Annotated in this window: 1 pseudogene; it reads left to right on the forward strand. The window is 63.3% G+C overall.

The features are described from left to right. Nucleotides 1-19: 19 nt before the first annotated feature. Nucleotides 20-256 (forward strand): annotated as a pseudogene (locus SB754_RS21370) (rRNA methyltransferase); the annotation flags it as partial.

Raw genomic sequence — 256 nt, forward strand, 5'->3', positions numbered from 1 at the left:
GTGGAATATGGTGTTCTAAGTGACCCTTCACCCTTTAACTTCAGCGGCCGACCCGCGCGTGGCTGACTACACCGGCCTGACAGACACCGCCCTGCGGCGCCGGCGAGAGCCCGAGGAAGGCATGTACATTGCCGAGTCCTCGAAAGTGCTTCGCCGGGCGCTGGACGCGGGGCACCGGCCCCGGTCCTTTTTCCTTGCTGAAAAGTGGATTCCGGATCTCCAGGATCTTCTGGACCGGTATCCGGAGGTGCCCGCC

This window comes from Leifsonia sp. SIMBA_070 (assembly GCF_046534635.1).
In the GTDB taxonomy this organism is placed as follows: Bacteria; Actinomycetota; Actinomycetes; order Actinomycetales; family Microbacteriaceae; genus Leifsonia.